We start from the raw sequence: 21,997 nt of genomic DNA on the forward strand, positions 1-21,997 counted from the left end.
AATCAACTTTTATGAGTAAGGTTTTTAAAAGCTGCCCAGCGCGTCGCCCATGAATTGGGAGTTAATCAAGCTCAGGCTGGTAATGGGCTTGAGCGGCGTAACCATAGTCCTGTTATCGGTTGCACTGCTCGTGGGCATAGCGGAACTGTTGAGCGGCGGCAGCCTAGCCGTGGGGCTTTACCTAATAAGCGGAATGCTAGTTCTAGTGCTTGCAATAAACATATTCCAGTGGCTCTTTGGTCCCTACATGATAAACGCAGCGTATAGAGCCCACGAGGTGACGCAGGACGACCCCAGCTATGGTTGGTTGGTGGACCTCGTGAGCGAGGTGGCGCGGGATAATGGGTTCTCCAAGCCGCCCAAGGTTTACATAGCGGAGGCGCCGTTCCCCAATGCCTTCGCGTACGGAAGCCCAATAGCTGGGAGGAGGGTCGCAATAACCCGCCCCGCCCTTAGATTGCTGAACAAGGACGAGCTGGCGGCAGTGCTGGGCCACGAGCTTGGACACTTGAGGCATAGGGACGTGGAGCTCTTAATGGCGATAGGGTTGATACCGGCGCTCATTTACTGGCTCGGCTACTCCCTAATGTGGAGCGGCATATGGGGAGGCGCATGGGGGGAGCGCGGGAACAATGGTTTGAGCTTGATGGCGATAGGAGTTGCGCTCCTGGGAGTCAGCTTCCTGTTCCAATTCGTGCTGCTCTACATGAATAGGCTGAGGGAGGCGTATGCCGACGTGAACTCCGCCCTGACCGTGCCTAACGCGGCCAAGAACCTGCAGCGGGCGCTCGCCAAGATAACCCTATACATGGATCCCAGGACGATAGCCAAGATAAAGAAGTCGCCCACCAACAACATGGTTAAGATGCTCTTCTTTGCTCCCACCGACGATAAGATAGTGAGGGAGGCGAGCGATGCCGACGTGGAGGAGTTGATAGAGTACTGGCGCAGCTATAAGCCGAAGCCGTGGGAGGACATACTCAGCGATCACCCCCACCCAGCCAAGAGAATACAGTTGCTGGACAAAATATCCCAGTCCCAGTGAGCCCCCTTCCCTTCATAAACGCTTTTCCCCAAAATCATTCTTTAAAATTTGCCCAGTTTTATTGAGATTAAATCGGGCTATGCCAGCAATTAAAGATTAAAAACCAACCGCTTCCCGTTTCATCATGATAAGCCACGATGAGTTCATGAAGATGGACTTGAGGGTGGGTAAGGTAATAGAGTGCGAGAGGGTGCCGGAAAGCAAGAAGCTCCTAAGGCTCGTGGTAGATATAGGGACGGAGAGAAGGCAAATAGTGACTGGCCTGGCCGAGCATTACTCGCCCGACGAAATAAAAGGCAAGCGCGTTATAGTTATAACAAACCTGGAGCCCAGGAAGATATTCGGCATAGAAAGCCAGGGAATGATACTGGCCACGTGCGGTGATAAGGGGAGGCCTGCCATAGCTACAGTTGATGCAGGGGACGATGCGGTGGGAGAGAGAGTTTGTTAACGGTATTATAGTTTTTGTTAATAAGTATTATGTTAAATCAAAACCGTTAATCCTTATCAGTGCCCCACGCAGCTCCACGATCTTCGTCCTCATCCTCCTCTTCCTCCTCATCTGCGGCCAGGGTTATCTGAGTCAATAGATAATCTATGCTGGTATTCGGCTCCACGAATAGGATCTGAACCCCCTCCGACGTAAAGTAATTATAGCTGGTCTGGCACGCGCCGCTGGCTATCACGGCGTTCACATCGCTCAACACGTTATTGCGCAGCCACTCGTACTTCGGCAGTCCATGCATTGGAATGCCGGGCTGAACCGCGCTCGCCTTGGCGTGGATCCCCTCATCCATGTCGGGCACAGTACCCAATGGATTGCTCCTAGACTCCACCCTCACCAGCTCGCCCGTCTCCTCATTCAAATCATAAATAATGTACTCCCGAGCGTGGGCGAAGTGACCCTTACTTATGGTTTTCTCGTCGTCCGTCGCAAGAGCTATTCTTACCATTAAAAAATAAAATCAAGGCCCCTATTAAATCCAACACCTGAATTCAAAATTCCTGGAATAAGCGAGCTCCGCCTCTCGGGGAGTCCCATTACTGCGTGACCAATTTTTGGACACGCAATTCATGCATTCCCACAACAAAACTAATCTCAACCCACCATCACCGCCCCGGGAGCGGTAAACAGCAACGTTTAATTTGTCCGAGTTGTTGCAATGCCATGACTGAAACAATATCGAGCGTGGATGCAATAGTTGTGGGGGAGAAAAACCCAACAGCGGCCACTTGGGCCGGCGTGTCAATAATAGTCAAGGTCACCACGTCGAGAGGCGCGGTTGGGTGGGGGGAGGCGGTGCCCACGCTTAGGGTGGGACCTGTGGTCGAGGCGATTAAGGAGGCGGCCAGGGTATACGTGGGGCGGGATCCCCATAATGTCGAGGCTAACTTGAGGGAGTGGTACAAGCATGATTTTTACATGGCTAGGTCATTTGAATCAACCACGGCCGCCAGCGCAATAGACATAGCCTCATGGGACTTGATAGGAAAGGAGCTGGGGGCGCCTCTTTATGAATTGCTCGGGGGGCGGAGTAGGGATAAGGTGAGGGTGTACGCCAATGGGTGGTACAGCGACGCAGTGTCGCCCGCGGATTTCGCCGAGAAGGCGAGGAAGGTTGCTGCCATGGGGTACACGGGGCTTAAGTTCGACCCCTTCGGCAAGTACTTCGACTGGATAGACGAGAAGGGGTTGGAGGAAGCTAGGGCGCGTGTGAAGGCTGTGAGGGACGTGGTGGGTGATGGGGTTGACATAATGATAGAGCATCACGGTAGGTTCAATCCAAACTCGGCTATAGCGATAGCGGATGCGTTGAGCGAGTTCAATCCCCTATTCATGGAGGAACCAGTTCATCCGGAGGACCTTGATGGGTTGGCTAAGTACAGGAGCCGGGCCGGCATTAAGGTAGCGCTGGGAGAGAGGCTGATTGGGTTGAAGGATGCCTTGACTTACCTGGAGGGCGGGCTTTTGGACTTCATTCAGCCTGACATAACTAATATAGGCGGCGTCACAATTGCCAGGAAGGTCGTGGCGCTCGCCGAGGCCTATGGAGTGGAGGTGGCGTTCCACAACGCGTTCGGGCCGATACAGAACGCAGTCACGATTCAAATGGATGCGGCAATACCGAACTTCCTGATACAGGAGTCCTTCTACGACTTCTGGCCCCAATGGAAGAGGGATTTGGTTAATAACGAGACGCCGGTGGTTAATGGCCACTACGAGGTGCCCTCCAAGCCAGGAATCGGCGTGTCAATAAACGAGAAGCTGCTGGAGGAGTTACGGGCCGCTGGGCCTGAGTACTTCAACCCGGAGGAGCCCGTGTGGGTCGTGAGGGGAACGTGGAAGTAATCAAGCACTGCCTCACAATGTCCTGGGCGCAAGGTAAAGCACGACGGAGCCCGTGGAGAAATTAAACGTGAGCTTCAGCGGCTTGTTTGTTGCGTATTCGATGGTGACCGCATCGCATATTTGCCTCATTTGGGACATGAATCCCAGTATGTGATCCGCGGAGTATGTGGCTGTTCCCTCCTCTCCGGCTGAGTACTCGTGGAACAATTCGTCTGTGCTTTGATATATGGATTCAATGGATTTGCCGCCGTCCCCCTCAGCCCTTATCACGAATTGATCCGGTGCCGCCGTGAATGTCACTGCCTCCCCTATATCCGCCGCGGCCGCTATTACGTCCTGCATCAAGGCTAGATCGGCGGTTATCCTAATGGGATAGGCCAGGTTGGGCTCCGGCACCTCCTCCTCCGAGACGTCCATAAGGGGAACGCTGAACTTGCGGTACATACCCCCCTCCCGCCCCTTCTTGGTGTATATGACGACGCTCAGCTTTGCCTGCTGTTTATCTATTATTAACTCAACCTTATCCCTGGAGCCTATGCGCTTCATTATCTTCTTCAACACGTCGAAGGATATGCCGACCTCGGCATCCTCGCCTATATTTACCTCATCCAGGCTGGACGCCGGTATCTCCAGCAGTATCAACGATATCTTGGCGTCGTCTATGGCCTTCATCTTAACCCCCTCAGGCCCAACCCGGAGGGATGCGCTCTTCAATATGGTGGATAAGGCGGAGAAAGCGTATCTGACATCCTTGCCCTTCGGGAAGAGAAGCGAGTAAACCCCGCCCTTCCCGCTCAATGAACCCCGCTCCTCAACCTCCTCCTCCGTCTCCTCCTGCGATTGCTCCTCTACCTGCTCCTCAGCGTTTTCCTCCTCGAAGTCGTCGGACATGGGTGTTGGAGGCGTTCGCCCTTTTTAAAGCTATCAACAAACCGACGAGCAATAATATTGACTACCTCAGCAACCGCAGGCTGCCGGTGACCCTATCCACCAAGTCGCGGGGAGCCGGGCCGACCCCCAATGCAGTCACCGTCCCCGGCTCAAGCTCCGTGAAGCCTGCATCCGATATGACTGAGTGAGGCAAGCCCAGCGACGCTGCCTTGTTGGCCAACCCCCCCAGCTCCGCCAGAGAGGAGACCTCCAGCACCACCTTCTTCTGGCCCTGGTTGAGCCAAGCCTCAACCCACTCCCTTCGTCTCTCCATGGCCTCCAACAATGCAGTAACAGACGCGTGAGCCGCTTGGGCAGCTATCTTGCCGCAGCTCATCTTTAAGTCGCTCCTTATAACTATGGATTGCTTGAATTCCATCTAGTTCGCTCAGCCAAAACGTTTTATTAAGTTCTCACTGTACCCCTCCTCCCATGAAAGCCGTGACCGTTGTTCCAGGCATGCCCAATTCAATACGATTGCGCGACGTCGATAAGCCATCGCCTAAGCCCGGCATGGTCCTCCTAAGGCCGCTACAGGTGGGGATATGTGGGACTGATAAGGAAATAATAGAGGGGAAGTACGGCAAGGCCCCCGAGGGATCCCAGTTCCTCATATTGGGCCACGAGGCCCTGGCCAGGGTGGAGGCGTTGGGTGATAAGGTGGACTCCGTGGCGGAGGGCGAGGTCGTGGTGCCCACCGTGCGCCGCCCAGTGAACTGCGACTTACCTGTGGATTACTGCCCCATGGGTCACTACGTGGAGCACGGAATATGGGGCCTGCACGGGCACGCTGCCGAGTTCTCAGTCACCGATGCCAGGTACTTGGTGAAGGTGCCCAAGGAGGTCGTGGATGTAGCGGTGCTCGCTGAGCCCCTCTCAGTCGTAGAGAAGGGAATAGACGTGGCCATGAGGGTGGGCCAGTCCAGGTTCGACTGGCGCCCATCCAGCGCGTTGATAATGGGGGCGGGCCCGATAGGATTGTTGGCAACAATGGTGTTGAGGCTCATGGGGTTGAAGACCGTGACCGCCGCCACTAGGCCGGCGGATAGCTTGAAGGCGCGGCTGGCCCAGGAGGTGGGGAGCAAGTACCTTGACGTGCTCACGGATAAGGTGGAGGGGGAGTTCGACTTAGTGGTGGAGGCCACTGGGGCAGTGGGGGTGGCCATCGACTCCGTAAAGTACTTGGCCGCGGGCGGCGTGATGGTGCTGCTAGGCGTATATCCGCAGGGCGGGGAGTCCCATGACTTGGGCTCCCTCCTAACGGATGCAGTGCTCAACAACAAGGCGATAGTTGGGTCAGTCAATGCCTCGGTTAAGCACTTCGAGATGGGGCTTCAACACATGGTCAAGAGCAAATCGGAGCATGGAAACTGGCTTGGAAAGCTGATAACCAAAGTATCCACTCTGGATAATTACGGCGATGCATATACATGGACTCACGATGACATAAAGACCGTTCTAAAGATAGGGGAGTAAGCGGGCTATTCCAAACCTTAAGGACGGGGCTCCTCTTCATAGTCGGAGCACAGCCGATGCGTAGTCCATGGGAAGCACGAGCAACTTGCCGCTCGCTCTGAACTCCGCCGTGCTGGTCTTCACCACTCCCTCGCCGGGCAGCTCTATCTCAATCACAGCATCGGTGGGATTCCCGACGAAGTAGAGGAGAGAATCGTCGCACTTAGCCGTCGCCTCGACCGTCGCGCCATCGTTGACCTCCCACTCACAACCGTGCAGGAGCAGTCGACTTTCCATGGCCTGCACCTGGATCGTGGATATCGTGTACGCTCGGTGAATGCTGTTGAACTGTATCACCAACCCACCCCCAACCCCATCCATAACTAGCCAATCCAAGTAGTTCAGATGCTCCACGCCCATTATTAGGGAGCCCCTCATTGCAGTTAAGCCAATAGCCCTTCTAAACACGGTCAATTCAAGCAATGCCTCGCTCGGGGTGGTGGGCGAGACGCCTTCCAGTAACCGCAACGCGTGCCTCTCATGATTATACGACACAAACGCGTTGGCCAGCATCAATGGATCCGCTCCCCCGTAGAGCCCCGACAATCTCCTGAACGCATAACCATGCTCGAACGCCCTCAACCTAAGGCACAGCAATTCATCTAATTCGCCGGACAAGCACTTCTTCTTCACCATCAATTTGATCGCCCTCATCCTATCAATAGCCTCCTGTGCCCTCTCATTCCTAAGCAAGTGCTTCGCCACGAGGTAGGCGGACAGGGGGTCCGGGGAGTCCACGAACATGCGCAGCGACTCCTCGTAGGAGGGGCCGAGGCCCATTAAAGCCAAGGTAAGGGCATCATCGAAGTTGGAGACCGGGGCGTTGATCGACATCTCCACGGCCGCCTTGATATTCCGCTCAAGCCGTGCATTGGGTAGTCTGATCCTCACCGCCCTCATAAGACCCTCCTCCTAATAAAGTCCCCTATAGAAAAGTTAATAAATACACGAATCCCGCGCGAGCCATGTCTTCAGGAAGCAACTGGGAGATGCCGGAGGATTATGAGTACTCCGGAGGAGAACCCGAGAGAGTTCTAAAGATAAGGGCCAAGTGTCCCCACTGCGGCCATGTCTTCGAGGTGGAGATGGGGGAGTCATGGTACAACATGGGAATATCCATAACGTGCCCGAAGTGCAACAACTCCTTCTCCGTCAGCAGCTATGGAGAGATAATCGGGGAGAAGCAGTAATTACCCAAACATGGCAAGGCCCTCCCTCAACTTCCCAATATCTATCTCACTCGCATGCATCTTCACTATCCTGCCCAATGCCTCCTGAGCGGCGGCATCCACCTTGCTTGCCTCGCTCGCTATCAATTGAGGAGGAGCCTTTGTCCTGGGCTTCCTTGATAGTATGACGCAAGCCTCGATTGATTTAATTGATTCCTCATAGGTCCCAGCCCTGCGGGCCAGCATTGTTATCTCGCTCTTATCGAAGCCGACCAGGGGCCTGTATATTGGCATGTCTATGCCTAGGGAGGAGGCGTAGAGGTTATGGAGGGTCTGACTGCTGACTTGGCCCATTGACTCGCCGGTGGCCATTCCCAAGTAACCGCCGTCCTTGGCTATCCGCATGCCCATCCTATACAGCACGTACTTGAACACGGTGTTCCATACGTGTGGGTTGACGTTGCGTTGAATCGCTGATGCCAAGCCCCTACAATCGACAACGTAGATTAGGGGGTCATAACCATAGATCCAGTTATCGTAAAGGGCCTTCACGACCTTCATGAATCTACCAACGTCTACTCCTATCAAGCTGCAGAACATCATGTCCACGTAAACGCCTCTCTTCATCATCATCCAGGCAGCAGCTGGGCTATCTATGCCGCCCGACACCAAGCCGAGCACCTTGCCCTCCTGGGAACCGAGGGGCAGTCCCCCGGGGCCTTGCATGACCTCGTGGTATAGGTATGCCTTATCGTATCTGACCTCAATGAATAACTCCAAGTCAGGATTCTCCAAGTCAACGCCGCCCGACCCGCCCAGCAGGGCCGACCCCACAGTCCTGGCCACATCCATGGATGTGAAGCCATGCTTGCCGATCCTCCTCACCCTGACCGCGAATTTCCTGCCCTTCACGGCGTTACCCCACATATCAACGGCCTTCTCTACTATGTCGTCCAGCCCAGAGACTCCTATCTCCACGCCGGGCGATGCGGAGACCACGCCGAACACGTGAGAAGCCGCGACCGCCGCGTCGCTGGGGCGATTTGTTCGTATTAAAATCCTTCCCTGGGTCTTGACTATGTCGGCGAAGTCAATGCCGCGTCTCCTCAACGCGTCAGCCACGTTATGGATCAGGAGTTGCTCCATTTTCTTCCTGCTGGCAGTTGCCTTGATCGCTATCTCGCTGTAACGAACCAAAGTCACGCTTTCCATGAAGCGGGAGCGCTATTATAAGGTATATAAGCCCTTAGTTCTTCTCCATTGGTAACCATAAACGATCCTCGGCGAACCTTGGGAAAGGCAGGTTAAGTCGCCTGCTCCCCGGAGGGATTCAACAATCCAGGAACCGGGGATTTGATCTCATCGTTCCTGGAAGTACGGCCTGGATTCGTGCTATACACGTTCCACTTGCTCCGCAGATCGGCCATGAGGGGGAGGCAATCTTACTTTCCTTTTCGCTGTGAAAGGCTACGTTTTAAGTATCGCTTATAAAAGGGCTAGCGAGGGGAAATTCCATGAAAATGGAGAGCTGTGATGAGTGTATAAGGCACTACATGACAATTTTCAAATCCCTAGAGGAGGCATTCAAGGTATGCTTGGACCTTGGATTCACGGATTGCAACCCGGAGTACTTGGATGCATTGGAGGATAAATGATAAAAGATGGGGCGGGCCTCGCTCCTTCTAGGGGCTGGGGTGTGTTTTCAGGTCATGTTTTGTTTGGGTTTTTCACCCCCCTCGGTTAATTCTTTGAGGATGGGGGGCTGGGGCCGACTACCCCAGCAATACCAGTAGGGGAAACGGAGTATCGCCCGTAAAGGGGCGTAACCCCCAAGACCCCGGGAAACCCCCTCAAGGCGGGGAGGAGGTCAGACGCATCTCTCCCTCGCTAGATCAACGTAGTCAACCGTGCTGTTCGGTTTAAAGCTCCATTCCCTTGGGCCTCGGCGTTATCGTGAAGCTTGCCCGCAACGACTTGCCCGGCTCCAGCACCGTTAATCCTATTCCGTTGTTAAAGGCATCGGGGGCCCCCGTCATGGGTTCCACGGCCACCGCATTAGCCCAGCTAGGCGTGAATAATTGAATGAAGTGAAACCCGTTCAGTTTAATCGCGATTTCCCAATCATGGGGAAATATTAATCGCACTTGGTCTTCATTAACCCTATAGCAATCATCGTACTCTCCAATATACGTGGATAATCGCTGAGGAACCATTCTACCAGTGGGTATATTGCCCACCATCTCCAGCCGGAAGACATTGCCTGCATTAATGAACCACTGACTCCTCGGCGTTGGGTGCACGAAGTATGGATGGGCACCCATGGTTATTGGCGCATTGGTTCCGCCCGCATTGACCGCTGCCATCTCCACGTTAAAGCCCCGCTTGGATGCCTCATAAGATACGGAGAACGATAGCTCGAATGGATAGCCGGGCTCGCCCTTGGAGTTCAGTTCCATCTTTACGAATTCATCGCCCTTCTCCAACACTTTCCATTCCTTATTCTTCACGAAGCCATGTATTGCATGCCCCTCTGAATTCACAGGGAGCTTGTATTTAGCTCCATTAAACGAATACTCCCCATTTCTAACCCTATTGGCGAAGGGAGCCAGCAATGCCATGCCGGCCCTAGTCGCCGATTGCTTCCCATCATTACGCAGCAGCAATGGCTTCCCCTCATAGGTTAGGTCGGCAACGTAGGCACCGAGGGAAAGCACCTCCGCGCGGAATCCGTTTCCTGTTATGCCTATCCTATCGATACTGGCTCGCCTCAACCATGTCCAGGAATAATTGACCTATCTCGTGGATTTTCACAGTGTCATGATGGCGGGGCCTCGGCATTGTGGATAAGTACACGCCGTAATCGTAGTGATCCCCCTCGCGTTGGGACTGAGGCTCGCCGAAGGGCGAGAAAATTATCAAGTGGCCTATATCCTCGCTGGAGACCAGCTTGCGAATCCCCTCATCTATTACGGAGTAAATCTCGCACTTCAATTGAGGCTTGACATGGAGAAACCTCTCCAATGCGGTTATAGACGCTATCACGGGTCTATTCCTGGACGCACTGATCACGGCATCAATCACCTTACCCACCTCCTCGCTCGGGGGAGTGGATTCATCCATCGCTATGCTCACTAACCCAAAGGTTGGATTAGTGATGGGTAGATTAATTGGCACTGCCTTGGTCGCCTTTATCAAGGCCGAGGAGGCGGGGTCCGGGCCATCCATCATCAACACGGACGACCAAGCCGATTGCTCCGACTGAGGCGCGTGGTTCTCCACGACTCCCCTCTCCATCGAATTGACGAGCGAGAGCAGGGTAGCGGTCTCGCACTCCATGAATCCCCCGTAGCCCAATCCATCCACTCCCAGCAATATGGGCTGCATCAATGATTCCCCATAACAGACATTATTCTATTAATTAACGCCTTCTTTGGGACTACCCCTATTATTGTATCGGCCGGCTCTCCATTCTTGAATATTATAATCGTTGGTAAGCTCATGACATAATACCTTGACGCTATCTCGGGCTCCTCCTCTGAATTAACCTTGCCGAAGCCAACGTCGAGTAGCTCCGCCGCGGCTTGCTTCATTATTGGCTCCAACATGAAGCAGGGAGCACACCAGGGAGCCCAGAAGTCCACCACGGCTACCTCGTGATCCTTTATGAAATCATCGAAATCGGCCTTGGTTAGGTGCCTTACCTCCCTTGGTTTTGTCAATTCCTTATATTTACGCTCAAGTATCTTGTTCAACTCATCATCTGACATAAATAGCCGGGATGACAATGATGTTTTATAAACCTTACTCCACGCACATCTAATTCTCTCCTTATAGATCTCACTTAATTATCTAAGGAAGCCCTTATCCAATTTCACTACGCCGATTAGGTTGATTCCTGGGTTTTATTCGAAATAGACCCAAGGGAACTTAGGGCAGTATGCTCCCATTCGGCGTTTCATTAGAGCATTGAAAGGCAGGGTTACGTTCATGAATGCAATGAATCGCCGAGGACCTCGATTTGAGTCAATTTAAAAAAATCCGGCTGGGCTTCGATGTTCATGGCGTTCGAGGACTTGAGAAATAAGGTGGTGCTGGTCACGGGTGCATCAAGGGGATTGGGGAGAGCCATAGCCCTTGAATTTAGTAAGTATGGAGCCAAGGTAGCGGCCAATTATTATTCCTCGCCTGATAAGGCAATGGAATTGAAGAGCATGGGAAACATAGAGATATTCAAGGCCGATGTATCGAGACGGGATGAAGTCAGAAAAATGGTTGCCCAGGTGGAGGAGACGCTGGGCAAGATAGATATATTGGTAAATAATGCAGGCATATGGTATCTGAGGAGGTTCGAGGAATTCAATGAGGAGGAATTCAATAAGATGTGGAGAATAAATTTCATGGGAATGATGTACACCACGTTGGAAGTGCTTCCCCACATGAAAGAAAAGAGGAGGGGATCAATAATAAACATTGCATCCAATGCAGGCATAGGAACAGCTGCTCAGGGAACCACGTTCTACGCAATAACTAAGGCAGCAGCGATAATCTTAACCAAGCGATTGGCATTTGAGCTTGGTCCCATAGGCATAAGGGTCAATGCAATAGCTCCCGGTTGGATAGAGACCGATCTAACAATAGGAGGCAAGACTCCCGATGAGGTGAGCAGGCTGGAGGATATATTCAAATCCAAGACTATGCTGGGACTTGTGGGTAGGCCAGATGATGTGGCCAAGCTTGCCGTCTACCTGGGCTCCGACGATTCCAGATACATGACGGGGCAAGTAATAGTAATAGATGGAGGCCGCATGGATAATCTAACTCATGGCATCTAAGCCGGCCCGCGTCTAAGTCTATATAACTAATAATAATTCTTAATTTTAGGCATTTCGTCCGGTTCTGACCTATCCCCTAAAGGGCGGACTTAGTTTTCTTTTATCGCTCGAGGATGGGCAGACAATGGAAAGGGAACATCCATGCACTCCACAATAATGGGCAGCTCGCTGTCATTGATTATTGGGGCCATGTCATGCTTAGCACGCTTCATTGCACTAAATTTTTAAACGGTCCCGGTATTGCATTATTCATGACTTATGCTCCGATCGCGTCCGCAGCAGTTAAGGTGCCGGAGGGAGTCACGGTTCAGGTTAGTGGGAATAAGGTATCCGTTAAAGGCCCTCTCGGCTCCCTTGAGCGCGACTTCTCGTCGCTTCCCATAATTATAGAGAAACTGGATGGTGAGGTCAACGTGTATTCCTACTTCGCCGATAGGAAGAGCAAGGCAATGGTAGGAACGGTGGCTGGACACATAAACAACATGATCCTTGGTGCAACGCGTGGATGGAGGTACAAGCTGAAGGTGGTGTTCTCCCACTTCCCCATGAATATAAAGGTTCAAGGGAAGCAATTGGTAATTGAGAATTTCCTCGGCCGGAAATCCAAGATAATTGTACCGGTGCCGGATGGAGTCAAGGTGCAAGTCACCAAGGATGATATAATAGTGGAGGGAATAGATAAGGAATTGGTAAGCCACTTTGCCGCCAACGTGGAGATGGCCACCACGCTACGGGGCAAGGACAGGATAAGCCCACACGGCAGAGAAGGCACTCCCGGCGTTCTCGACGGAATATACGTATATGCCTCCGAGTTCTCCAAGTGAGCCACCCAGCCCTGGAGGATTCCCGCTTCTATGATTACGAACCTGAATTCCTGCCAAGGTCGCAATGAACGTACCCGCTGAAACGAGGAACGGTAAAGCCTCATCCTTAAGCCCCCGTTAGAGTTAAATTTCAGCCCCATGTGCGCCAACTATGAAGAGGAATGTAGCGCTGGAGCTGGCTGGCCTCACGTTGATGCCTATTGGGTTCATAGTGGCTGCGCTGGGATCGGAGGTAATTGGAGCTATTCTGTTCGCCATTGGATACGGCGTGAGCTTGCTGGAAATGATGATAGCGAAGGACCGGGAGGAGACGCCGCGCGTGGAGCGAAGGCCGTCTCCCAGCGAGTTGAAGAGTAGACCCAACAAGAAGCCCGGTGAGTGATTGATGAGGACTATCCTGGTGACCAGCGGCACTAAAGGGGGAACTGGGAAATCCACCATAGCCCTCAACTTATCCGTCCTAATGGCATACAAGCTGAGGAGTAAGGCGCAATACCCAGTGATATTAATAGACGCAAGCGTAGATAGCGGTTCATCCACGATGCTATTGTTCGGCCAATCCAATCCCAATGTGCAGTACACCCTAATAGATCTCCTGGATGGGAGAACGACAGATCCCCTCTCCGTGCTGTACTTGAGGCAATGGCAAGTCAACGGCGATCAATTCAATATAGTGTTCGCCGCATCCGGCTTCTCTAATTTAACCAGGTATAGATCGCTGTATCCATTGTCCATGCTTCTCAATGCCATTAGATCCTTGTCGCCCATATTGACGATAATAGATAGCCCGGCCATGGGGATGACCGGGGATATCATAGAGGTGACCGCACCTTACTTGACAGATGTCATTCCAGTGATGACGCCCGATCACAGTTCTATAAAGGCGGCGAAGCTGGCAGTGAACTCCATAAAGGCAGTGAACGCCAACATAAACGTTCTGAATCCCATACTTAACATGTTCGACGAGAGGTACCCCGTTGATGCATCCACCGGCATTCCATGGACGGAGGTGGCCAAGGGAGAGCTCGGCATGGAGCCTTTCGTGGTGCCGCTGGACGAATACGTGCAGATAGCCCGCCAGGCTTTGGAAATAGAGGTGCTGAAGATAGGGCCACTGGAATCCAAGGCCGTAGCATCAATGATAAATTATTCCAATGAAGTCTTGGGAAAGCTGTTGCAGTGAGTTCAGGGAAGTCCGCCGGAGCTGCTTATCGTTAAGCCCCCGAATAGCAGGTGACCTATCAGCGGAGACGCCATGTACACGACCAAGGTCAGGGCCGTGAGGGCCACTGCGTGCTTGAATCCCATGGCTAACTCCCCCTCTCCCAACTTGCCAGCCACGAAGCCCATCAGAAACGAGTTAAGTATCACCGATATCGAGAATGACGTCGATAACAAGTCTATGGTGCTGGGGGGGAAGTGATTCAACACGGCCGCCAGGCTCACTATCGAGGATAGCATTATCGCCAGCGTGAGTATCAGTATGCCGGCTCCTATGTACGGGACGAAGCGGAGGGGCTTCATCCTGGCCCTGGCGTCCTCTTGAATGGTAACTATGTCCGACGAGAACGAGGCCAAGCTCTCCAACACCTCCGGCCTAGCGCCGCCGAACTCTATTGACTCCAGCAGCAGCCAATTGAATACCTTAGCCAAGTAGGAGTGCATCCTATTCATGACGGAATTAATCACGTTGCGCAGCGGCTCCCCGTAGCGTACCTGCTTGGTTATTTCCGACAAGTAATCATCCAGTTCGCCGTAGTGACGGGTCTCGCTGAGCGTCTCGAATATCTTCTCCGGAACGAAGCCCGACTTGCTTAACTCCGTGAAGTCCCTCAGGAAGAACGACAACTCCTTCTCCAGCTCCCAGCGGTGGGAGACCACCCTGGACCCATAAAAAGCCACCGGGGCGAACGCCAGTATCAAAATTATGCCGACAACCTCGGTGAAGTCGAAGGGATACCCGAACGCAGATATCCTATTTGCTAGGTTGCCGTGGAACCATGATACGAAAACGAAAGCAATGACAGCGGCGGCTATCGCTGCCGCTATCCCTCCTACCTTGTATGGCCTATAGTCCGTGAACGGAGTCTTGAAGCCGGACACCTCGCCCAGGTACATGAATGCAATCGTTATCATTGGGGTTATGAGGAGGCCAAACATGAAGTTAGAGCTTATTGCTTGGTTAACGGCTGCCAATGCATTGCCATTCGGGGTGACTGTCTGGGCCAGGTACATCACGTCCAGTCCTATCAATAATATGACGGCGGATCCTATATATGACTCCATTAATGTTCCCAACATCTCCGCGCCCCTCCTGGTGCGCTCCACCGTGGCGCCCACTATGTCGTGGAGCTTCGTGTTCACGAAGTGAAGCACGTCACCGCCCGTCCTCACGTTAGTCACGTAGCCTATCATGAACTCCATGAAGCCCTTACTGGGGGAGTAAAGCGCGACATCATTTAGCGCGGTTATGGGGTCCTCGCCGAACGCCTTGAATCTCATGTACGCTATCCTGGAGAAGCGGGCCGTGGTTTCCAGTATGGACAAGGAGGCCACCCTCTCCACCGCCCTGAAGACGGAGAGCCCGGAGCTGACCATCATGGATAGGTAGGCGGAGAAGAATGGGAGCTCCGTATCCACCTTAAATGCTAAATCGGACGATGATATCTTGGGCATATTATAGAGGGAAATGAATATTACGGGAGGCACCACTAATATGGCGAATCCCATCAGAACCTTTATTGTGAAGGGAAGAAAGGCCTTACTGAATGCCATGCCGTATCTAAGGGAGGCAGAGAAGAAGCCGTAGTTTGGAATTATCAAGAAGAGCGATAATGCCACAGTGATCAAGGTGACGATGACCGTTATGAATAATGCACGCGCCACGAATCTCTCCGGCGACATGAATGATAGGGAGGACGAGAGCAATCGCTCCAGATCCGACCTTCTCTTCTCGTTCTTCAGCATTAATCTAACCAACGGCATCATGCTGGACAATGCGATGTCGTCGAGATCCATACCTATTCTATATTCGAATAGATTTTAAATGCTTTTCTGAATACTATGGGGCAGGTTACGAACTCGGCCTGTCAACAGAGAGGGAATTCTTAGGTTCCCAACGCCCACGCCGAGATGTACCTCCGCTGCTCCTCCGTTAGTTCATCTATTCCTATCCCCATCGCTTTCAGCTTCAATCTGGCTATCTCAATGTCGAGGTCCTCGGGAAGCTTGGTGACTGAAGGGGTTAGCTTGCCCCTATTCTTAACTATGTACTCGGCTGCCAATGCTTGATTGGCGAATGATAAATCCATGACCTCCGATGGATGGCCCTCCGCCGCCACTAGATTAATTAAACGACCCTCCCCCAATATATAGATCACCCTTCCATTTGGGAGCTTGTACTCAACCATGAAGGGCCTGACCTCTCGCTTTCCAACAGCGTTCTTCTCAACCGCATCCACGTCTATCTCAACGTTGAAGTGACCCGCGTTGGCTAGCATTGCGCCATCCTTCATGCGAAGCATGGTATTATAGTCTATCACTCGCATATCGCCCGTGGCGGTGATGAATATATCCCCCTCCTCAGCTGCCTTGGAGATGGGCATCACCTCGAAGCCATCGAATACGGCTTCCAATGCCCTCACTGGATCCACCTCTGTCACTATCACCTTTCGAGCGCCTAGGCCCTTTGCCTTGCCTGCTATTCCACGGCCCACCCATCCATAGCCCGAGACCACCACTACCTTGCCTGCAATCAATGCATTAGTAGCGCGGAGAACCCCGTCCCACGTGCTCTGGCCAGTGCCGTACCTATTATCGAATAGGTGCTTTGTGTATGAATCGTTTACCGCTATTATTGGATAGAGTAGGGAACCCTCGCGCTCCATTGACCTGAACCTGATCACGCCCGTCGTTGTTTCCTCGGTTCCACCATATATTCCCTTGACTAATGCCTTGAAGTCCAAATCACCCGCGGTCTCCCTGGCGTACTGTATGGACTCATCGCTTATGCCCATTGCCAGCTTGTGAAGGGTTATGGTGAGGTCGCCCCCATCGTCCAGCGTAACCTGGGGGGAGTGAGCGATCGCCGCGCCGATTGCGTTGTAGTACTCCCTCTCATTCATTCCCTTCCAAGCATATACCTTTATGCCGTCCGCGGCCAGCGCGGCCGCCACGTCGTCCTGCGTCGATAATGGATTGGACGGGGCGAGGAATACATCGGCTCCGCCGGCCGCCAATGTCCTGGCCAGCACTGCGGTCTCCTTTGTGACGTGAAGGCTGGCGGATAATCTGAGACCAGCCAGCGGTTTCTCCCTTTGGAATCTCTCCCTTATTAGCATGAGAACAGGCATGTTGCGCTCCGCCCATTCTATTTGCATGCGCCCCCGATCGGCCAAACTGGGGTCCTTAACCTTGGAATGCATGAAACCCCGGGAAATCATTAGTTAAAAACACTCCGTTTCCTCTATTATTATTAAGGGGAGGCGCGGCTGCAATCGCGTGGTTGGGTCTTTCGAGGTAATAATAGGACCCATGTTCTCGGGGAAGACGGAGGAATTGATAAGAAGACTGCGGAGATATGAAATAGGGAAGCGGAGGACCCATTTATTCGCGCCCAGCAACTCGAGGGGCAGGTATGGCAGTGAGGATGAGTGGAGGAGCCTCGGCGGGCTTAGGTATAGGAACGTGAGTTTCATACCTGCAAATAATGAGGGAGTGAGGGAGATGATGGAGGAAACCGCCAGGAACGGGTATGAAGTGGTGGGGATAGATGAAGTTCAGTTCTTCACGCTAGAGGAGGAGATGTCCATAATGGAAGCCATAAGGGCATTGAATGGCGCGGGCGTGGATGTGATAGCGGCCGGCTTGAATATGGACTTCAGGGGAGAACCGTTCGGTGGAATGGGTCAATTAATAGCGATTGCGGATAAGGTGACTCAATTAACGGCCGTGTGCGACATATGCGGCAGGGAGGCGTATTACACTCAGCGGTTAATAAACGGGGAACCAGCGCCCTACGACTCCCCGCTGGTGTTGATAGGCTCTAGGGAGACCTACCAGGCTAGGTGCAAGGAGCATCACTTAGTGCCGAACGCCAAGGCTAATAGGTATGAGGGACTGTTCAGGAATCGACAAGCGAGGTAGAAATTATTATGATTTGGAGATAGCCTCAAATTATTCTTCGGCCCCGAAAACATTAATCCGTGTGAGGAGCCAGCTCCTCTTGTCTCGGCGCTCGGCTTTCCGCTATTGTTCTTAATCTAATGGTTTCTCCAACCACGTCCCGTATTGATATGACGCCCTTCAGAGAGCCATCCTTTCCAACCACAACCAAATGCCTTATGTTGTTGCCATGCATTAACTCCGCTGCCTTGTATATATCATCGTCCTCGTTTATGGTGATGACTTGCCTCGACGCTATTGAAATCACTGGCGCGTTTAGATCGGCGCCCGACGCCACCGCCCTCATCACGTCCCTCTCGCTCACGACGCCTGCTATTTTGCCTCCGTCCAGGACCACGAGTAGTCCCACGTTTTCCTTGGCCATGATTGATGCCGCGTTTCTTATGCTCTCGCCGGATGGCACTCCTATTGGTCGTTTCTTTATTAATTGATTTGCCGTAATTGACATAGGCAGTAAACGAAAAACTGGGTAAATAAAGTTTTTCCACAATCTTAAATAATAAATATATCTAATTCCATACTATATATAAAATATTTATGGATTATACGGCACCGCGCCCATTCCGGGAAGGCCGGACAGGTATATGCCGAGAGCGAAGATCAACAGCAAAATGACTATGGTCAACACATCCATCCTAGTGAGACGAAGCTCGTGGTAATAGGTCCTCTGCCTATTCGCCCGGAAACCCCTCAAATCAGCGGCTATGGCTATCTCCCTGGCATTCTTCAAGGTCAATATTATTATTGCTGTGAGGGAAAGCACCACTACCTTAAACGATGAACCCAGGCGCCTCAAGAGAACTATGGGATTCCTGGAACCGCGGGGAACTACGTCGACTCCCCTGGCCTTCAGCGCATTTATCACTATCATGGAGCTCTCCAATACCTTAGGAATGGAGGAGGCCGCCAACAATAGCGTGAAGCCCAGCTCTATGGGCAGCTTCGACTTCTCGAGGGAGCGAAGTATGTCGGAGGGAGATGCAGAGAATATCAGGAGGAGGCCGGAGGCTATGGATGCCGTGGCGCGGAACGATATCTGTAATCCATAGATGAGGCCCTCCCAAGTCAACCCAACCGGGGAAGCCGCCTTGCCCACCAGCAAGACCGATGCCGATGAATTGCCTTGCGTGACGCCCAGGGAGCTAAGCACGGAGGGAAGCAAGTATATGAACGTGACGTGGTGACCGAATATCGAATATAGATAGTTGAACGGGGCGAACAAGCTCTCGCTCCAAGCCGTTCCAATGAAGGTAGACAATATGAGGGGGCCCGCCACCCTCATCTTAGCGGCAGGATCCTTTAAGAACGCGTACAGAAACAACACGCCGGCCAGGAATATGGCTGACACCCACCAAATCGTCATTGCTGCAACAATGGTTAATATTATGGCCAGCAATATCTTGGTCCTCGGATCCAATCTATAGATGAAGGAGTTGCCGCCCACGTACCTGAACAAGGACATGTAGCCCGTGAACCCCAACACCTTGTATATGAGCACTATTATCAAGACGGGACCATAGAATAGCAACACCAATGCTATCAGCCAATTGATTATTGGATTATAGAGGAGCCCCATCATGGATGCCCACCCCCCATCACCGGCCTCATTGATGCGATCGGCTTCGACCCAAGCAGCTTGCTGACCATGAATATTTGAGGCGGCGAGACCCCCCACTCCCTGCGGCCCAGTGATGCGGAGAAGACGTTCTCGGCGGAATCCACCATATCTATCACTCCCCTATTCATGACTACCACCCTATCGCTGTACTCCCCCACCTGCTTCATATTGTGAGTTACCATCAATACCGTCAAGCCCAACTTTGACTGCAACTCCTTTACGTAGTTCATAACCGTCTCCCCCATCTCGTAATCCAACCCCCGAGTCGGCTCGTCAAGCATGAGAACCAAGGGCCTGACCACAAGCACCGCAGCTAGGCTAACCAACCTTCGTTGACCCACGGATAATCTATGCGGCGATTCCTTCAATAGACTCCCCAATCCAAATAGATCAACCACGTCCCTGAACAGCGATTCATCCTTGACGTTCGCCGCATTCATGGTGAACCGTATCTCGTTCTCAACGGTTGAGTTGAATAACATGTAATCCGGGTCTTGAAACACATATCCCACAAGCGATGCTATCTTGCTTCTGGGAACCCTGGACACGTCGACGCCTGCCACCAACACTTGACCTTTTTGCGGCTTGTATATGCCGCTCACTAAGTTCATCAACGTGCTCTTCCCACTCCCATTGGATCCCACTATGCTGATGAACTCGCCCGCCATAATGCTTAGATTGATGCCCTTCAAGATCCAATCCCCATTCCTCTCGTACTTGAAGAACAAATCCTTGATTATGACCCTGGGCTCCCCATTATTTCGACTCGGCGGCGCGTCGGAATCCAGGTTACCGACGAGCTTGCCGTCCACCTCCACGAATTCCTCCACGGTTATTGGAACGAATTCCGAGCTGGGGTTAAGCATCTTGTGGAGGACTGTCACTTGGGGCTCCTCCAAGCCATACTTGGCTATCCCTGCCTTTAGAACCCTATGAGGCTCATCGTCCATTACCACGGAACCTCCATCCATTACCACTATCCTGTCGACCAAGTTGATCACACGCTCCAGCTTGTGCTCCGACATTATCACGGTCAGCTTATGCTCCTCATTGAGCGATTTTATCAAGCCGAAAACCTCCTCAGTTCCCACGGAGTCCAGCTGCGATGTCGGCTCATCCAACACCAACAGCTTGGGCCTTAAGGCCAGGGCATTGGCAAAGGCAAGTCTCTGCTTCTCCCCGCCACTCAATAAAAATGTAGGGTGAGACCTCTTGCCCCATAGGTTCACCAACTTAAGGGAGCTCTCCACCCGCTGCATCATATCCTCCCGCGGCACGGCCATGTTCTCCAACCCGAACGCCACATCGTCGTCCACTATTAGGGAGAATATCTGGTTCTCCGGGGTTTGATATACTGTGCCCACCATCGTGGATAGCCTATGTACGGGAGTTGACGACGTGGGCTGCCCGAATACCTTGACCGTTCCCTCCATCTCTGCACTGATTATATGGGGAATCACGCCGTTTATTGCGTTCAGCAGCGTGGATTTGCCTGACCCTGTCTTGCCAGCGAGCAAGACGAACTCGCCCTCATCTATTGAGAGGGACACGCTTCTCAATGCAAGCTCGTGTTTCCCGAAGTAGGCAATGGATAGGTTCTCTATCTCGACGGCCTTCATGAAACACCCTCTTATTTTTCCATGGATGGAGGCGGGGCTTGACTATATGGCTCCCTTCACCACTCGCTTTATGTAGGCTACGAAGGGAAGCGAGATCAATCCCATCACGATGCCGCCGCCTATGCTGGCCAGCGTCGTCGTGTAAACCAGGCTAGCCTTATATACAAAGCCGCTCACAAATGTAGCGAAGAATCCCCTATAGAACAAGCTATACGCCACCGCCATAGGAATAGCGCCTATTAATGCGTCCAGTACCATTAATGCATAACCCACGGTGGTGGCATTGCTGGCCTGGGCCTTGACTCTCTCCTCCAAGGTGGCTCCAGCCGACATGGAGCCGAGCCTTGACTTGGTGTAGGGCGACATGAATAACTCGCCGCGATATGCTAACCACATGTCAAGTATTGCGCCGTAAGCCAGTATTTCGTAAATGAAGTAGAAGGGCTCTCCTCCGAAGCCGTAATGGAATATATCCGACAGCAAGGTATATATAAACATCGTTATAGCCATGGTGCCCGGCTTGCCCACCAAGGCGGCCACCGTCAACAGCAGGAATATCTCTCCTATCATTGGGTAATAGAACCAAGTGGTGACGGCCCCTACCTTGGGTATTATGGGAGAGATGAAGAAGTTATACACTATTATAAGGGCCGAGATCAAGGCTATATATACGAAATCTATTGTTTTAAACGCGGAGAACTTGCCGCTTCTCCATATCCAGGCCAGAACGCCTACGTAGATTAGTCCGTATATAACTATTACGTACCAGGGTATGACGGAGTTGAGGTTGAAATGAACCCCGTTCCACACCGCGCCGGATGCGTAAATTATCCATTGCATACATACAAAGGCCATTTATAGCTAATAAAGCTTGCTTATGTAGAGTAGTAACAATATTTGTGTATATATAT

At 52.4% G+C, this 21,997-nt stretch carries 25 protein-coding genes; 11 read left to right on the forward strand and 14 right to left on the reverse strand.

Features of this window, described 5'->3' with window-relative positions; all coding sequences use genetic code 11:
- Positions 1–49 precede the first annotated feature (49 nt).
- Positions 50–1,045, forward strand: a complete 996-nt coding sequence (gene htpX, locus ACZ5ZS_RS05715) for a zinc metalloprotease HtpX (RefSeq protein ID WP_188596667.1) — start codon at positions 50–52, stop codon at positions 1,043–1,045.
- Between the two features lie 124 nt (positions 1,046–1,169).
- Entirely contained in the window at positions 1,170–1,496 is a 327-nt protein-coding gene (metG, locus tag ACZ5ZS_RS05720) for a methionine--tRNA ligase subunit beta (RefSeq protein ID WP_188596668.1), read from the forward strand.
- A gap of 46 nt (positions 1,497–1,542) precedes the next feature.
- Here metG and ACZ5ZS_RS05725 read toward each other — a convergent pair whose 3' ends face one another.
- Positions 1,543–1,998 carry a NifB/NifX family molybdenum-iron cluster-binding protein gene (locus ACZ5ZS_RS05725; protein ID WP_188596669.1) on the reverse strand — a complete coding sequence of 152 codons (456 nt, stop codon included), beginning with the start codon at positions 1,996–1,998 and terminating at the stop codon, positions 1,543–1,545.
- Positions 1,999–2,213: 215 nt separating this feature from the next.
- Here ACZ5ZS_RS05725 and ACZ5ZS_RS05730 point away from each other — a divergent pair, with 215 nt between their 5' ends.
- The gene (locus tag ACZ5ZS_RS05730) at positions 2,214–3,395 is read left to right on the forward strand and encodes a mandelate racemase/muconate lactonizing enzyme family protein (protein WP_188596670.1); all 1,182 of its coding nucleotides are present in this window, start codon (positions 2,214–2,216) and stop codon (positions 3,393–3,395) included.
- A gap of 12 nt (positions 3,396–3,407) precedes the next feature.
- Here ACZ5ZS_RS05730 and ACZ5ZS_RS05735 read toward each other — a convergent pair whose 3' ends face one another.
- Both ACZ5ZS_RS05735 and pth2 read right to left on the reverse strand, forming a co-directional pair.
- A complete protein-coding gene (locus ACZ5ZS_RS05735; RefSeq protein WP_188596671.1) occupies positions 3,408–4,286 on the reverse strand; it encodes a DNA polymerase sliding clamp in 879 nt (292 codons plus the stop codon).
- 61 nt (positions 4,287–4,347) lie between these two features.
- Positions 4,348–4,704, reverse strand: coding sequence for a peptidyl-tRNA hydrolase Pth2 (pth2, locus tag ACZ5ZS_RS05740; RefSeq protein ID WP_188596672.1), 357 nt, complete (start codon positions 4,702–4,704; stop codon positions 4,348–4,350).
- Positions 4,705–4,757: 53 nt separating this feature from the next.
- Between pth2 and ACZ5ZS_RS05745 the strand changes: the two genes are divergently transcribed.
- Positions 4,758–5,801 (forward strand): glucose 1-dehydrogenase, encoded by a 1,044-nt coding sequence (locus ACZ5ZS_RS05745; protein WP_188596673.1) that lies wholly within the window; start codon positions 4,758–4,760, stop codon positions 5,799–5,801.
- Between the two features lie 36 nt (positions 5,802–5,837).
- Here the strand turns inward: ACZ5ZS_RS05745 and ACZ5ZS_RS05750 are convergent, their stop codons facing one another.
- Complete coding sequence (locus ACZ5ZS_RS05750) at positions 5,838–6,731, reverse strand: hypothetical protein (RefSeq protein ID WP_188596674.1); 894 nt, start codon at positions 6,729–6,731, stop codon at positions 5,838–5,840.
- A 74-nt stretch (positions 6,732–6,805) separates the two neighbouring features.
- Here ACZ5ZS_RS05750 and ACZ5ZS_RS05755 point away from each other — a divergent pair, with 74 nt between their 5' ends.
- The gene (locus ACZ5ZS_RS05755; RefSeq protein ID WP_188596675.1) at positions 6,806–7,030 is read left to right on the forward strand and encodes a CpXC domain-containing protein; all 225 of its coding nucleotides are present in this window, start codon (positions 6,806–6,808) and stop codon (positions 7,028–7,030) included.
- Here the strand turns inward: ACZ5ZS_RS05755 and ACZ5ZS_RS05760 are convergent, their stop codons facing one another.
- On the reverse strand, positions 7,031–8,221 hold the full coding sequence (locus ACZ5ZS_RS05760; protein ID WP_188596676.1) for a tRNA sulfurtransferase: 1,191 nt from the start codon (positions 8,219–8,221) through the stop codon (positions 7,031–7,033).
- Positions 8,222–8,523: 302 nt separating this feature from the next.
- Here ACZ5ZS_RS05760 and ACZ5ZS_RS05765 point away from each other — a divergent pair, with 302 nt between their 5' ends.
- A complete protein-coding gene (locus ACZ5ZS_RS05765; RefSeq protein ID WP_188596677.1) occupies positions 8,524–8,664 on the forward strand; it encodes a hypothetical protein in 141 nt (46 codons plus the stop codon).
- Between the two features lie 264 nt (positions 8,665–8,928).
- Here the strand turns inward: ACZ5ZS_RS05765 and ACZ5ZS_RS05770 are convergent, their stop codons facing one another.
- Genes ACZ5ZS_RS05770 through trxA form a run of 3 tightly spaced genes read right to left on the reverse strand, consistent with a single transcriptional unit; the run spans position 8,929 to position 10,776 of the window.
- Positions 8,929–9,723 carry an aldose epimerase family protein gene (locus ACZ5ZS_RS05770; RefSeq protein ID WP_188596678.1) on the reverse strand — a complete coding sequence of 265 codons (795 nt, stop codon included), beginning with the start codon at positions 9,721–9,723 and terminating at the stop codon, positions 8,929–8,931.
- A 34-nt stretch (positions 9,724–9,757) separates the two neighbouring features.
- Positions 9,758–10,393 (reverse strand): hypothetical protein, encoded by a 636-nt coding sequence (locus tag ACZ5ZS_RS05775; RefSeq protein WP_188596679.1) that lies wholly within the window; start codon positions 10,391–10,393, stop codon positions 9,758–9,760.
- A complete protein-coding gene (trxA, locus tag ACZ5ZS_RS05780) occupies positions 10,393–10,776 on the reverse strand; it encodes a thioredoxin (RefSeq protein WP_188596680.1) in 384 nt (127 codons plus the stop codon). Before trxA ends, ACZ5ZS_RS05775 begins: the two co-directional genes overlap by 1 nt.
- Before the next feature lie 291 nt (positions 10,777–11,067).
- On the opposite strand from trxA, the gene ACZ5ZS_RS05785 reads away from it, so the two are divergent.
- The 4 genes from ACZ5ZS_RS05785 to ACZ5ZS_RS05800 all read left to right on the forward strand — a co-directional run bounded on the left by ACZ5ZS_RS05785 (position 11,068) and on the right by ACZ5ZS_RS05800 (position 13,848).
- On the forward strand, positions 11,068–11,841 hold the full coding sequence (locus ACZ5ZS_RS05785; protein WP_188596681.1) for a glucose 1-dehydrogenase: 774 nt from the start codon (positions 11,068–11,070) through the stop codon (positions 11,839–11,841).
- Between the two features lie 251 nt (positions 11,842–12,092).
- Positions 12,093–12,665, forward strand: a complete 573-nt coding sequence (locus tag ACZ5ZS_RS05790) for a 50S ribosomal protein L6 (protein WP_188596682.1) — start codon at positions 12,093–12,095, stop codon at positions 12,663–12,665.
- 151 nt (positions 12,666–12,816) lie between these two features.
- Positions 12,817–13,047: a hypothetical protein gene (locus ACZ5ZS_RS05795; RefSeq protein WP_075059435.1), complete on the forward strand. Its 231-nt coding sequence runs from the start codon at positions 12,817–12,819 to the stop codon at positions 13,045–13,047.
- A gap of 3 nt (positions 13,048–13,050) precedes the next feature.
- Positions 13,051–13,848, forward strand: a complete 798-nt coding sequence (locus ACZ5ZS_RS05800) for a nucleotide-binding protein (RefSeq protein WP_188596683.1) — start codon at positions 13,051–13,053, stop codon at positions 13,846–13,848.
- 2 nt (positions 13,849–13,850) lie between these two features.
- Here the strand turns inward: ACZ5ZS_RS05800 and ACZ5ZS_RS05805 are convergent, their stop codons facing one another.
- Both ACZ5ZS_RS05805 and ahcY read right to left on the reverse strand, forming a co-directional pair.
- Positions 13,851–15,683, reverse strand: coding sequence for a type II secretion system F family protein (locus tag ACZ5ZS_RS05805; protein ID WP_464858093.1), 1,833 nt, complete (start codon positions 15,681–15,683; stop codon positions 13,851–13,853).
- 89 nt (positions 15,684–15,772) lie between these two features.
- Positions 15,773–17,089 (reverse strand): adenosylhomocysteinase, encoded by a 1,317-nt coding sequence (ahcY, locus tag ACZ5ZS_RS05810; RefSeq protein ID WP_188596685.1) that lies wholly within the window; start codon positions 17,087–17,089, stop codon positions 15,773–15,775.
- Between the two features lie 76 nt (positions 17,090–17,165).
- Here ahcY and ACZ5ZS_RS05815 point away from each other — a divergent pair, with 76 nt between their 5' ends.
- Positions 17,166–17,810, forward strand: coding sequence for a thymidine kinase (locus ACZ5ZS_RS05815; RefSeq protein WP_229657718.1), 645 nt, complete (start codon positions 17,166–17,168; stop codon positions 17,808–17,810).
- A 52-nt stretch (positions 17,811–17,862) separates the two neighbouring features.
- Here ACZ5ZS_RS05815 and ACZ5ZS_RS05820 read toward each other — a convergent pair whose 3' ends face one another.
- The 4 genes from ACZ5ZS_RS05820 to ACZ5ZS_RS05835 all read right to left on the reverse strand — a co-directional run bounded on the left by ACZ5ZS_RS05820 (position 17,863) and on the right by ACZ5ZS_RS05835 (position 21,926).
- A complete protein-coding gene (locus ACZ5ZS_RS05820) occupies positions 17,863–18,297 on the reverse strand; it encodes a CBS domain-containing protein (RefSeq protein WP_188596686.1) in 435 nt (144 codons plus the stop codon).
- Positions 18,298–18,384: 87 nt separating this feature from the next.
- Positions 18,385–19,428: an energy-coupling factor transporter transmembrane component T family protein gene (locus tag ACZ5ZS_RS05825; protein WP_188596687.1), complete on the reverse strand. Its 1,044-nt coding sequence runs from the start codon at positions 19,426–19,428 to the stop codon at positions 18,385–18,387.
- Positions 19,425–21,086 (reverse strand): ABC transporter ATP-binding protein, encoded by a 1,662-nt coding sequence (locus ACZ5ZS_RS05830; RefSeq protein WP_188596688.1) that lies wholly within the window; start codon positions 21,084–21,086, stop codon positions 19,425–19,427. Before ACZ5ZS_RS05830 ends, ACZ5ZS_RS05825 begins: the two co-directional genes overlap by 4 nt.
- 42 nt (positions 21,087–21,128) lie before the next feature.
- Complete coding sequence (locus tag ACZ5ZS_RS05835) at positions 21,129–21,926, reverse strand: hypothetical protein (RefSeq protein WP_162508464.1); 798 nt, start codon at positions 21,924–21,926, stop codon at positions 21,129–21,131.
- Positions 21,927–21,997: the final 71 nt, after the last annotated feature.

The sequence above is a fragment of the Thermocladium modestius genome (assembly GCF_055398215.1).

Excerpts from the sequence above, each read along its gene's own strand:
- ACZ5ZS_RS05775 (WP_188596679.1), bottom strand. The coding sequence starts at position 10,393 with ATGCAGCCCATATTGCTGGGAGTGGATGGATTGGGCTACGGGGGATTC.
- ACZ5ZS_RS05830 (WP_188596688.1), bottom strand. The coding sequence starts at position 21,086 with ATGAAGGCCGTCGAGATAGAGAACCTATCCATTGCCTACTTCGGGAAA.
- ACZ5ZS_RS05735 (WP_188596671.1), bottom strand. The coding sequence starts at position 4,286 with ATGTCCGACGACTTCGAGGAGGAAAACGCTGAGGAGCAGGTAGAGGAG.
- ACZ5ZS_RS05790 (WP_188596682.1), top strand. The coding sequence starts at position 12,093 with ATGACTTATGCTCCGATCGCGTCCGCAGCAGTTAAGGTGCCGGAGGGA.
- htpX (WP_188596667.1), top strand. The coding sequence starts at position 50 with ATGAATTGGGAGTTAATCAAGCTCAGGCTGGTAATGGGCTTGAGCGGC.
- metG (WP_188596668.1), top strand. The coding sequence starts at position 1,170 with ATGATAAGCCACGATGAGTTCATGAAGATGGACTTGAGGGTGGGTAAG.
- ACZ5ZS_RS05730 (WP_188596670.1), top strand. The coding sequence starts at position 2,214 with ATGACTGAAACAATATCGAGCGTGGATGCAATAGTTGTGGGGGAGAAA.
- ACZ5ZS_RS05725 (WP_188596669.1), bottom strand. The coding sequence starts at position 1,998 with ATGGTAAGAATAGCTCTTGCGACGGACGACGAGAAAACCATAAGTAAG.
- ACZ5ZS_RS05765 (WP_188596677.1), top strand. The coding sequence starts at position 8,524 with ATGAAAATGGAGAGCTGTGATGAGTGTATAAGGCACTACATGACAATT.
- ACZ5ZS_RS05795 (WP_075059435.1), top strand. The coding sequence starts at position 12,817 with ATGAAGAGGAATGTAGCGCTGGAGCTGGCTGGCCTCACGTTGATGCCT.
- ACZ5ZS_RS05745 (WP_188596673.1), top strand. The coding sequence starts at position 4,758 with ATGAAAGCCGTGACCGTTGTTCCAGGCATGCCCAATTCAATACGATTG.
- ACZ5ZS_RS05820 (WP_188596686.1), bottom strand. The coding sequence starts at position 18,297 with ATGTCAATTACGGCAAATCAATTAATAAAGAAACGACCAATAGGAGTG.
- ACZ5ZS_RS05835 (WP_162508464.1), bottom strand. The coding sequence starts at position 21,926 with ATGCAATGGATAATTTACGCATCCGGCGCGGTGTGGAACGGGGTTCAT.
- ACZ5ZS_RS05800 (WP_188596683.1), top strand. The coding sequence starts at position 13,051 with ATGAGGACTATCCTGGTGACCAGCGGCACTAAAGGGGGAACTGGGAAA.
- trxA (WP_188596680.1), bottom strand. The coding sequence starts at position 10,776 with ATGTCAGATGATGAGTTGAACAAGATACTTGAGCGTAAATATAAGGAA.
- ACZ5ZS_RS05825 (WP_188596687.1), bottom strand. The coding sequence starts at position 19,428 with ATGATGGGGCTCCTCTATAATCCAATAATCAATTGGCTGATAGCATTG.
- ACZ5ZS_RS05760 (WP_188596676.1), bottom strand. The coding sequence starts at position 8,221 with ATGGAAAGCGTGACTTTGGTTCGTTACAGCGAGATAGCGATCAAGGCA.
- ahcY (WP_188596685.1), bottom strand. The coding sequence starts at position 17,089 with ATGCATTCCAAGGTTAAGGACCCCAGTTTGGCCGATCGGGGGCGCATG.
- pth2 (WP_188596672.1), bottom strand. The coding sequence starts at position 4,704 with ATGGAATTCAAGCAATCCATAGTTATAAGGAGCGACTTAAAGATGAGC.
- ACZ5ZS_RS05755 (WP_188596675.1), top strand. The coding sequence starts at position 6,806 with ATGTCTTCAGGAAGCAACTGGGAGATGCCGGAGGATTATGAGTACTCC.
- ACZ5ZS_RS05805 (WP_464858093.1), bottom strand. The coding sequence starts at position 15,683 with ATGGATCTCGACGACATCGCATTGTCCAGCATGATGCCGTTGGTTAGA.
- ACZ5ZS_RS05785 (WP_188596681.1), top strand. The coding sequence starts at position 11,068 with ATGGCGTTCGAGGACTTGAGAAATAAGGTGGTGCTGGTCACGGGTGCA.